The following is an 11,433-nucleotide window of genomic DNA, read 5'->3' as shown; positions in this document are numbered from 1 at the left end:
GGTCCCAAGGTTTTCAAAAAAGCGGTCGGCGCGCAGGTGCGCCGACCGCCGATATATGGGGTCTGATATTTTCTACCAGCTAGGGCCTCTTACTCGTCTAGGAGATCCTCTGGCATGTCGTTGCCGTCGCCTAGGTCGACTGGGGCCTCTTCGGCGTCGGTTGCGGCCTCGGCGCCTTCGCCTTCGGGCTTCTCCTTGGCGGCCGTCATGCGGGCTACGGCGCAGATGCGGTCGTTGTCGTCGACGGTCATCATCTTGACGCCCTGGGTAGCGCGGCCAGTCTGGCTGATCTCGTCGGTCTTGACGCGAATGACCGTCGCGCCCTCCGTCACGATGAACAACTCGTGCTGCGGGCCCACCGTCTTCATGGCCGCGAGGTTGCCCTTACGCTCGGTCATTTGGATGGTGTAGACGCCCTGGCCGCCGCGATTCTGCTCCGGGTAGTCCGCGACCGGCGTGCGCTTGCCGTAGCCGCGCTCGGTGATGACGAATAGATCGCCGTTGCCGTTAGTGACTTCCATGCCCAGAACGCTCACGCCGTCCTTCATACCGATACCGCGAACGCCGCTAGTATCGCGGCCGGTGGCGCGCACCTGCTCCTCGGAGAACATGATCGCCTTGCCCGCGGTGGTGGCCAGGATAATCTTGTCGCCCTCGCGCACGCGGCGCACGTTCAGCAGCGCGTCGTCGTCACGCAGGTTGATAGCGATCAGGCCGTCGCGGCGGCTGCGGTCATATGCGCTCATTACGGTCTTCTTGACCATGCCGCTCTTGGTGGCAAACATCAGGTACTCGTCGGCAGGGAACTCGCGGCAGCTGATGACGCTCGCGATCTTCTCGCCCTCCTCGAAGGGCAGCAGGTTGACGATTGCGGTACCGCGCGCCTGGCGCGTACCCACCGGCAGCTCGTGCACCTTCAGGCGATAGACCTTACCCTTGCTCGAGAAGAACAGCACGTACTCGTGCGTGGACGCGATGAACATCTCGTCGATGACGTCGTCCTCTTTGAGGTTGACGCCCGACACGCCCTTGCCGCCGCGCTTCTGGGCGCGGTAGGCGGCCACCGGGATGCGCTTGACATAGCCGGTGTGGGTGATGGTCACGACCATGTCCTCATCGGCAATGAGGTCCTCGACGTCCAGGTCCTTCTCGACATGGCTGATCTCGGTGCGGCGCTTATCGCCGAACTTCTTGGAGATCTCGCGCATCTCTTCCTTAATGACGCCCAGGATCTTCTCCTCGTGCGCCAGCAGGTCCTCGTAGTAGGCGATGGCGCGGCGCAGGCCGTCCAGCTCTTCCTGGATCTTGTCGCGCTCCAGGCCGGTCAGGCGGCGCAGCTTCATCTCGAGAATGGCCGTGGTCTGCTCGGGCGTAAAGCCAAAACGCTCGATCAGGCGGCTGCTGGCCTCAGAATCGGTCTGCGAGGAGCGGATGATGCTGATGACCTCGTCGATATGGTCGAGAGCCATCAGATAGCCCTCGAGGATATGGGCACGCGCCTGGGCCTTCTTGAGGTCAAAGCGGGTGCGGCGGGTGACGACGTCGACCTGGTGGTCGATGTAGTGCTGCAGCATCTCGCGCAGGCTCAGGCATTTGGGAACGCCGTTGACAAGCGCCAGGTTGTTGGCGCCAAAGGTCGTCTGCAGCGAGGTGTACTTGTACAGGTTGTTGAGCACGACCTGCGGGATGACGCCCTTCTTGAGTTCGATGACCAGACGGATACCCTTCTGGTTGGACTCATCGCGCATATCCGAGATGCCCTCGATGCGCTTATCGTTGACGAGCTGGGCGATCTTCTCCTGCAGGGTGCCCTTGTTGACCATGTAGGGAATCTCGGTAAAGACCAAGCGGCTGCGACCGGTCTTGGTGGACTCCACATGAGCCTTGGCGCGCACGGTAATGGAACCGCGGCCGGTCTCGTAGCTCTGCTTAATGCCGGCACTGCCCATGATGGTGGCACCGGTGGGGAAGTCCGGACCGGGCATGATCTGCATGAGCTCGTCGACGGTGGCGTCGGGGTTGTCGATCAGGTAGCACGTGGCTTCGATCGCCTCGGTAAGGTTGTGCGGGGCGATGTTGGTGGCCATGCCGACGGCGATGCCCTGGCTGCCGTTGACCAGTAGGTTGGGGAAACGCGCGGGCAGCGCCTGGGGCTCGGCGAGCGACTCGTCGTAGTTGGGCTGCCAGTCGACGGTGTCCTTCTGCAGGTCGCGCAGGAGCTCCATGGCGGGCTTTGCCAGGCGGCTCTCGGTGTAACGCATGGCGGCGGCGCCGTCGCCGTCGATATTGCCGAAGTTGCCGTGACCGTCAATGAGCGGCGTGCGCATGGAGAACCACTGCGCCAGGCGGACCATGGCCTCGTAGACCGCGAAGTCACCGTGCGGATGGTACTTACCGATAACTTCGCCGACCGTCCAGGCCGACTTCTTGTGCGGACGGTTGGGGTAGATGCCGCTCTCGTTCATCGCGTACAGGATGCGACGGTGCACCGGCTTTAAGCCATCGCGCACGTCCGGCAGGGCGCGCGCCGTGATGACCGACATCGAGTACTCGATGAACGACTGCTTCATCTCGCGGCCGAACTCCGAAATCTGGAGCTGACCGCCGTTGATATCCTCGCCGGCCGAGGCGCCACGGTCGACTTCGCCAAAGCTCTCCTCGAGCTCGGCGTCGTCGTCCTCTTCCTCATCATCGGCATCGGGGTTATAGGCGTCCGGATCGCCGTCCTCGCCCTGCTCAGCACGGGCAAGCAGGCGCTTCAGATCATCGGGCATGCCGGCGTCGCCGGCCTCGTCCATACCCTCGTTATTGTTGATATCGTCTGCCACGTTACCTCCTCATGGTTTGCGTGGTCCAAATCAGATAGTCCCCGTCCCCGTCACTAGGACGGAGACGGCTTTTCCAGGTGCCGCAGATTCGCTCGAAAGAGGAGGGAAGCGTACTTGGGTACGCGACCGACGATTGAGAGCGGAGGTGCGATGGCTGGGAAAGCCGAACAGGTTAGGCATCTAAGAATCGTGCATCATGCGCGTGCTTCTCGATGTACTCGCGGCGATAGCCGACCTCGGAACCCATCAGCTCGCGCACGGCGCGGTCTGCCACCACGGCATCCTCGATCGACACGCGCTGCAGGATGCGGGTCTTGGGATCCATCGTCGTCGAGGCGAGCTGCTTGGGGTCCATCTCGCCCAGACCCTTGTAGCGCTGGACGGTATAGCCCTTGCGCTTCTTGGTGATCTTGCCATCCTTGGCCTTGCCGTCTTCGTCGTTATCGTCGGGGTTCAGGCCCAGACTCTGGATGGTGTCGCGCAGGATCTCGTCTTCGGGCTGGCGGCCGTTGGGATACACGTAGTGGATCTTGTTGCGCACCTTAATGCCAAAGATGGGCGGGCAGGCAACATAGACGTAGCCGGCATCGATCAGCGGACGCATGTACTTGTAGAAGAACGTCAGCAGCAGGATGCGGATATGCGCACCGTCGACGTCTGCATCGGTCATGATGATGATCTTGTGGTAGCGCGCCTTGGTGATATCGAAGTCGCCGCCGTCGCCGGCACTCGTCGTGACGCCGCAGCCGATCGCGGTAATCAGCGACTGGATGGTGTCGCTCGAGAACGCGCGATGGTCACCAACGCGTTCGACGTTCAGAATCTTGCCGCGCAGGGGCAGAATCGCCTGGATGTCTCGGCGACGGCCGTCCTTGGCCGAACCGCCTGCCGAGTCGCCCTCTACGATGAAGAGCTCGGTCAGCTCGGCATCGCGCACTGAGCAGTCAGCGAGCTTACCGGGCAGGGACGCCGTCTCGAGCAGGCTCTTGCGGCGGGTCGCCTCGCGCGCCTTGCGGGCGGCGTTGCGCGCCTTGCAGGCCTGTTGCGCCTTCTTGACGATCTCGCGGGCGGGCTTGGGATGCTCCTCCAAGTAATCGGCGAGGCCGTCGGTCACGATCTTGAGCGTGAGCGCGCGCATATAGGAGCTACCGAGCTTGGCCTTGGTCTGCCCCTCAAACTGCGGATCGGGCAGCTTGACCGAGATAACGGCCGAAAGGCCCTCGCGCACATCGTCGCCGGTCAGGTTGGCGTCTTTTTCCTTGAGCAGGTTCTGTTTGCGCGCGTAGTCGTTGATCACGCGGGTGAGCGCGGTGCGGAAGCCCTCAAGGTGCATGCCGCCCTCGGGAGTGTAGATGTCGTTGGCAAACGACATGACGTTCTCGCCGTAGCCGCTATTCCACTGCAGGGAAACCTCGACCTCGCCCATCTTGGCCACGGGAGCGTCCGGGTCCGATTTGCCCTCGATGTAGATGGGCTCCTTAAAGGCCTCGGGGACGTCCTTGCCCTCGTTGAGGAACTTGACGAAGTCGATGATGCCGCCCTCGTAGCAAAACTCCTCCACGTGGGGAGTCGCCTCGCGCTCGTCGGTCAGCACGATCTTGAGGTTCTTATTGAGGAACGCTGTCTCCTGCAGACGGTTGTGCAGCGTATCGAAATCGTAGATGCAGGTCTCGAAGATCTCGTCGTCGGGCCAGAAGGTGACGGTGGTGCCCGTCGAATCCGAGGTGCCCACGACCTCCATCTTCTTGACGGTCTTGCCGCGCGAGAACTCCATCTCGTAGGTGTTGCCATCGCGACGAACCTGAACGACCACGCGCTTGGACAGTGCGTTGACGACGGAGATGCCTACGCCGTGCAGGCCGCCCGAGACCTTATAGGCCGAGTTATCGAACTTACCGCCGGCGTGCAAGATCGTCATAACGACCTCGAGCGTCGGGATCTTTTTAACAGGGTGCTCGTCGACGGGGATGCCGCGCCCGTTGTCGACGACCGTGATGGAGTTGTCGGCGTGGACCGTCACCTGGATCTCGGTGCAGAAACCGGCCATGGCCTCGTCGACGGAGTTGTCAACGATCTCCCACACCAGGTGATGCAGACCGCTGGCGCTCGTCGAGCCGATATACATGCCCGGGCGCTTACGAACGGCCTCGAGACCTTCGAGAATCTTAATCTCGCCGCCATCGTAATCGTTTTCGTTTGCCACACGTCCTCCTTCAGTCAAGAAAATGTGTACAGCCTTACTAGTTTATCGTAAAAAAATACCCTCGGGACCGAGGGTATTTGGCTCTACAAGGCCACCAGATGCGATTTAAGGCTCTTTTTTGCTTTGCACGCCCTTGGCCCACTCGGCACTGGCTCTCATGGCATTCTCGAGGGCCTCGCGCAGTTTTTGGTCTTCGATGGGCGCCACCTGGCGCTCGATCTCGGTGCACTCGGCCTCACTTAGGTCGGCGTGCGGGGCCGGCGGGCGCTCGGTCGTCGCCGGGCGCAGGCGCTCCTTGGCGGCGGGCGGCGTGTGACCGGGCGCGGTGGTTTTGAACACCAGGCCGTCCACATGCGCACCGGCGCGCTCCATGCGCGCGCGGATGATCTCGCGCAACAACGTCATTTCCTGCGTCCACGAGGGCGAGTCGAGATACACCAGCAGCTCATTGGACTCGGGCAGGTAGCGCAGTCCCGTCACATGCCGCCCCTCGCGCGTGCCCGAGCACACCGCGTTCCATGCGCGATAGACCGTGCGCGACTCCTCGGCGGCCTCCATCTGCGCACGGCGCTTAGGCGTTGCAGCCGCCAGGATGCGCTGGCGCTCTGCGTTCAAAAACCCGCTGAAGGCGACTGTCTCGCTCTCGCGCTCGTAATTAGCACGTCTCACCCATGCTCACCACCTTGGCTCGATCAAGCAGGTCATCGGTAAAGTACCCCAGGTTGGTCGTAGTTATGACCGTCTGGATATCATCGCCAATCAGCCGCAGGAAAGCGCCGCGACGCTCGCCGTCGAGCTCGCTCATCACGTCGTCCAAAAGCAGCAGTGGGGCGGTGCCCAGGACATCGCGAGCCACGGCAACCTCGGCCACCTTCCAGGACAGCACCAGCGTGCGCTGCTGTCCTTGGCTGGCAAATGAACGGGCGGAGCGACCCGCCACGGTAAACTCGATCTCGTCGCGATGCGGTCCCACCAACGTCACGCCGCGGCGAATTTCCTCGTCGGCATGCTCGTCAAGGGCGGCCAGCATGCGCTCGTACGCCCAACCCTTCAGCTCTTCGCGATCCTCGACCTGGGGCAAAGCCCCCAGCGTGGACGCATAGGTCACGTTGGCGGCCTCACCTGACGCTACTTGCCCGTAGGCAGTGTGCACATGGCCCGCCAGCCGGTCGAGCAGAGCCAACCGGTGCACGAGCAGGGCCGAGCCCGCGCGGGCAATCGAATCGTTCCACGCGCCGAGCATCTCGCGGCAGCACCAGGTCTCCTTGAGCAAGGCGTTACGCTGGGTCACGCAGCGCCCATAGGTGCTCGCAAGATCGGCATAGCGTGCGCTCAGTTGCATGCCAAAGTCATCAAGGGCGGCGCGGCGCACACTGGCGCCACGCTTAACCATGTCCAGATGGTCGGGGCAAAACAGCACGCTCGGAAGAACCCCGCGCACACCGGCGGCAGAGCATCTCTTGCCGTTGCGGCTAAACGAGCGCTTACCGTCCTCCGCGCTCAATCCCATATCAAGCACGCGGCCGTCGCCCTCGAGCCTCAGCTCGATCTTGCACGAGCCCACGCCGTCATGGACGAGCTCGGCTGCGGTCGGATGCCTAAACGAGGCGCCGCTCGTCAGCAGCTGCAGCGCCTCTATGAGATTGGTCTTTCCCGCCGCGTTGGGTCCCGCAAGTATCGTCACGCCCTCGTCCAGGGCAAGGTGATAGCTATCGAAGCTGCGGTAGTGCGCGACGGAAAGATCGCGGGCGAACATGGTCATGGCGCAGCGCTAGATGCGGACCGGCATGACCAGGTACAGGTAGTTGATCTTGTCGTAGGACTTAAAGATGCCCGCCTGCGAGTAGCTCTTGAGCTCCAGCGTGATCTCCTTCTCCTTGGACAGGGCATTGAGGCAGCCGAAGATGTAGTGGTAGTTGAAGGCGATGGTACCCGACTCGCCCTCGGCCTCGACATCGATCGTCTCCTGCGCAAGGTCCTGGTCATTGGAAATGGAGGACAGGCCCATCTGCCCGTTCTCGACATCGATCTCGAACTTGACGGCGGGGTTGGCGCTCGCGATAACGGCCACGCGCTTGAGGGCGGCGTTAAAGGCGGCGACGTCGATCTTGACGCTCGTCACGCAAGAATCGGGGATGAGCTGCTTGTAGTTGGGGTACACGCCCTCGATGCGGCGCGAAACGTAGGTGGTGTTGCCGGCCTCGAAGACGACCTGGGTGTCGGTAGCCCCGATCATGATGGTCGCCTGGCTGGCCATGATGTTCAGCGCGTCGTTAAAGGCGTCAGCCGGAACGTTGAGCTCAAAGGATCCCTCGAGGGTCGAGGTCTCGACCTGCGTGTCGCACACGGCCAAGCGGAAGGAATCGGTCGCCACCAGGCGTACGGTGTTGTTCTCGACCTTCATGTGCACGCCGCCCAGGATGGGGCGAGCCTTGTCGGTCGAGGTGACGCGCCACACGCGGCCGACCATTTCGGACAAGACATCGGTCGGCAGCTCCACGGCACTCTCGATGGCATAGGCCGGAAACTCGGGGAAGTCATTGGCATCGAGCGTGTTCAGCCTAAAAGAGCTCTTCTCGCAACCAATCAGCACCTGGCGCTCGGACAGCTCAAAGGTGACCGGGGCATCGGGGAGGGTCTTGGTGATATTGGAGAGCATCTTACAGGGGATAACCATCTCGCCCTCTTCTTCGACATGCGCCGCGATGCGATGACGGATCGAGATGGTGTAGTTAGAGGTCTGGAATTCCAAGATGCCGTCTTGGGCCTTAACGAGCACGCCCGACAGGATGGGGAGGGTGGATGCCGAAGCGACACCCTTCATAACGACGCCGATGGCTTGTGTAAGCGAGCTCTGGCTGACGGTGAACTTCATCTTTTAATACCTTTCTATAGATATAAATATCTTAATAATAGTAATAGCACTGACGAAACTGTTGATTACTCCCAAAGACGCAGGTCAGACCCAGAAAGAGAATCGACAGCAACCTGTGTGCAACAGGGGTGGTTTTCCACGTTCAAAACCTGCGCAAAACTTTTCATCACCGCGGGTTGGGTTTTAGACACCTTATGCCCGTGGTTTCGACAAGTTTTCAACAGGTGTCTCTATTTCCCTACGAGCGCAGTGTAATTTTATCGCGCAGCGACTTGAGGTCTTCGGTGACGGTGCGGTCTTCCTGGATCATCTTCTGGACCTTTTTGTAGCTCGTGCTGACGGTCGAGTGGTTGCGGTTGCCAAATTCGGCGCCCACCGCCGTGGTCGTCATCTCGCACATCTCGATGGCCAGATAGATGGCAATATGGCGTGCCTTGGCGATATTGGCGTTGCGACGCGGGCCGATGAGCTCCTCGTGCGTCACGCCGTACTGCTCTTCGATGACGGACTGAACCGTCTGGACGTTGATCTTTTTGGCCGATGTGTCGAAGTACTGGCTGGCGATGGCGTCGATATCGTCAAAGGTGAGCTCCCCGCCCTCGCGCTCGCGGTCGCCCGCCTCGCCGGCGCAGCGCTCGCAAAAGCTCTCGAGTTCGCGGATGTTGGTGCCCGAGACCTCGGCCATGTGTTTAAAGTGGTCGTCGGTCAGGTGCCCGCTGTCGCCCCCATAGGCCGCCAGCAGCGAGTCGTCGCCTGCCTCGGGAGCGGCGACGATGGTGTTCTCGTAATAGCGCTGCAAGATCTTGTATTTCATCTCGTAGCTGGGCTCTGCGACCAGGCAGAGCATGCCGGCGTTGAAGCGGCTGGTCAGACGCTCGTCCATGCTCAGGTCCTTGGGGGCGCGGTCTGCCGCGATGACGACCTTCTTGTTGTTGCGGATGAACTCGTCCATGAGCTGGAAAAAGTAGTCCACGCTCGCGCGCTTGCCGATGATGTTTTGGATGTCATCGATGATGAGCACGTCCACGCCGTGGTATGCCTGCATGATAGGGGCGTTGCTCTTCTTTTGGCGGTCGAACTCGGTCATCAGGTCGTCCAGATATGCCTGGGAGTTGGCATACTTGACCTTGATCTCGGGCGACTTCTCGGCGAGCTCGTTTTTGATGGCAAGCAGCAGGTGCGTCTTGCCCAGGCCCGATTTGCCGTAGATGAACAGCGATGTGCACGTGCCGCGCTCGTCCGCGAGGGCGGCAAACTTGAGTGCCGAGCGATAGGCATGGCTGTTCTCGGGGCCGTAGACAAAGTTCTCAAAGGTAAATTTTGAGTTCGCGGCGAGTGGGGCTCCATCCGTATTCTGCTCGGCCGGCACGGTCGGTGCTGGCATGGGTGAAGCGGGGGTCGCGGCTTGCGTGGACTTAGTCGGCGCTCCGCCCTTCATCTGGTTCATCATGCGACGAAAATCATCGGCCGAGAGCGTGTTCTTGATTGCAATGCCCGAATCCGCGCCCGCCGCTGCGTCATGAGCGATGGGCATGTGCGTGACGGGTGCGTTCGTTGACGTCGCAGCGGCGGTCGGCAACGGTGCCATGGTTTCACGGGAAACATCGCTGTGCTGGTGCTCGATTGTCGGCACGTCGCCTGCGGAGGCTGGCGCCGCAGGGGAAGCAGCGGGAGCCGTGGCGGGCGCCGTCGCGGCAGCGGATTCGGCCGTTGCGCCTTGCGGTGCCACGATGTCGAGCGCGATCGGAGCAAAGGCGATTTCTTCCAGATAGGCCTCAATAGTCGGCTGATGCTTTTTGAGCTGCGCGATGGCAAAGCGCGAGGGGGCCTCGATCGTGAGCGTATCTTCGGTCAGGCTTATGGCGCGCGATTGCCCCAGCATGTTGATGAGGCGTGCATCTTGGCCGTCGCGCTGGCAAAAGGCGATGGCATCCCCCAGGATGATGCTTGCTTCCTCGTCCACTGTCTCTCCCGTTCTTTAGCTCTGAGCTCGCACACGAGCGGCGCCGAGTTCGGTCAGATGGTATTTCTGGCCATGCTTGATGACCAAGCCGGCCTGCGCCAAGTCATTGAGCGTGCGTGACCAAGTGGGGGCCGAGTTTCCAAACGCCCTCGCCAGATCGGTTGCACCGCACGCTTGATTTTGCGCCAGATAGCCCAGCGCGGCGTTGCCGCGATCGCTTACGAACACGTCCGGCTGTGGCTGCGCATACTGATTTGCTGCATTAGGATACATCATTTGAGCTGCTGGTTGTTGAGAACTCTGCATCGGCGGCATTTGCTGTTGAAAACTTTGAGGCCACTGTTGGTAAGGCTGCGGAGTCATCTGCTGGGCCCAGGGGTTGTACTGCTGCTGCGGCATCTGCTGGTACGGCTGCTGATATCCCTGCTGGTACTGCTGCGGGAACTGCTGGCCATACCCCAGTGGCGGCATCTGCTGATATGGATATCCCTGTTGGTACGGCTGATAGCCCATTTGCTGGCCACCCGGTGCCCCCGTCGCCTGCTGCATTGCTGCTGCATCCTGATCCGCCAGCGGCATGGCCTCTGGCGCGTTTGGCGGCATCGACATCGATGCCGCCTGGGGCTCTTGTGTAGGAAGCATTCCGGGCTGCTGCATCTGTCCCACGGGGGGCTGCATCTGTTGCGTTGCCATGGGCTGCTGCGCAAAAGCTCCCGGCAGGGGATATGCGGGCTGCTCCGTCTCGGGCCGCACGGCAGCACCGCGCCCGCCGGCGCGTTCGATTTCCTGCACGCGTTTAGGGTCCAGGCTTACCGTAACCACGGTGCCGTTGCCCATATTGTCCTCGATGGACACGGCCCCGCCGGCGTTTTCCAAATACTCCTGCACCATGGGAAACCCTGCTCCTGTTCCACGGATATAGCGCTTCATCTTGCTGTTTGCGCTGGTAACGCCAAAGTCGAAAGCGCGCTCCTTGTCGTCGATGCCGGGTCCTTGATCAGCAAAGCGGATGGTGTCTCCGCCGTCCAGAATCGAGATGATGGGCTCGGCAAAGTGTGCGTGGATAAAGTTTTCGACAATCTCGCGGATGACCATGAGCGAGATGTGGCCACCTTGCTCTTTCATACACTGGTAGACGGTGTTGGTCGTCTCTTCCAAATACGTGCGGACATCTTGCGGATCAATGACGATCACACGCGGTGTCGACAGCATGTCGTCATAGACGGCGATGCGCGCGGCGTACATGGCTTTTGGCGCCTGCGTGGTCGTCTGCTCGCCTTCCTTACGCTCTTCGCGCACGCCGGTGATGTGCTCGTTGTCGGGTGCCGGGTCTCCGGAATCGACCATGGTGTAAAAGTCGTCAGACATGCCGCTCGCAATCTTTCAAAAGGTTTCGAACAAATAGTAGCTCACCGTGCAATGTTTCTCATCTTTCGACAACTTTTCAAAACCTGTTGAAAACTTTGGAAAACGGACGAAAAGTTCTCAACATTGCCAACATGACCTGTTGAAAACTCGATGAAATATCGTGAAAAGTTGCCATGTACCGCTAAATCGAGCTCGG

At 60.9% G+C, this 11,433-nt stretch carries 7 protein-coding genes; all 7 read right to left on the bottom strand.

What is annotated here, in order from left to right:
• Window positions 1–89 precede the first annotated feature (89 nt).
• Window positions 90–2,798, bottom strand: coding sequence for a DNA gyrase subunit A (gyrA, locus tag DW925_RS08485; protein ID WP_117790809.1), 2,709 nt, complete (start codon window positions 2,796–2,798; stop codon window positions 90–92).
• Window positions 2,799–3,000: 202 nt separating this feature from the next.
• Entirely contained in the window at window positions 3,001–5,031 is a 2,031-nt protein-coding gene (gyrB, locus tag DW925_RS08480) for a DNA topoisomerase (ATP-hydrolyzing) subunit B (protein WP_117769723.1), read from the bottom strand.
• 105 nt (window positions 5,032–5,136) lie between these two features.
• Entirely contained in the window at window positions 5,137–5,700 is a 564-nt protein-coding gene (locus tag DW925_RS08475; protein WP_117584032.1) for a DciA family protein, read from the bottom strand.
• On the bottom strand, window positions 5,687–6,793 hold the full coding sequence (locus tag DW925_RS08470; protein ID WP_117584031.1) for a DNA replication/repair protein RecF: 1,107 nt from the start codon (window positions 6,791–6,793) through the stop codon (window positions 5,687–5,689). The genes DW925_RS08475 and DW925_RS08470 overlap by 14 nt, the downstream gene beginning before the upstream one ends.
• A gap of 9 nt (window positions 6,794–6,802) precedes the next feature.
• A complete protein-coding gene (dnaN, locus tag DW925_RS08465) occupies window positions 6,803–7,906 on the bottom strand; it encodes a DNA polymerase III subunit beta (RefSeq protein ID WP_099432409.1) in 1,104 nt (367 codons plus the stop codon).
• A 238-nt stretch (window positions 7,907–8,144) separates the two neighbouring features.
• The gene (locus tag DW925_RS08460; protein WP_117790808.1) at window positions 8,145–9,869 is read right to left on the bottom strand and encodes a DnaA ATPase domain-containing protein; all 1,725 of its coding nucleotides are present in this window, start codon (window positions 9,867–9,869) and stop codon (window positions 8,145–8,147) included.
• A 15-nt stretch (window positions 9,870–9,884) separates the two neighbouring features.
• A complete protein-coding gene (locus tag DW925_RS08455) occupies window positions 9,885–11,237 on the bottom strand; it encodes an ATP-binding protein (protein ID WP_117790807.1) in 1,353 nt (450 codons plus the stop codon).
• Between the last annotated feature and the right edge of the window lie 196 nt (window positions 11,238–11,433).

It is taken from the genome of Collinsella sp. AM43-1 (assembly GCF_003467925.1).
Classification (GTDB): Bacteria; Actinomycetota; Coriobacteriia; order Coriobacteriales; family Coriobacteriaceae; genus Collinsella.
The sequence above is the reverse complement of the archived record's forward strand: the minus strand, read 5'-3'. Positions and strand labels throughout refer to the sequence as shown.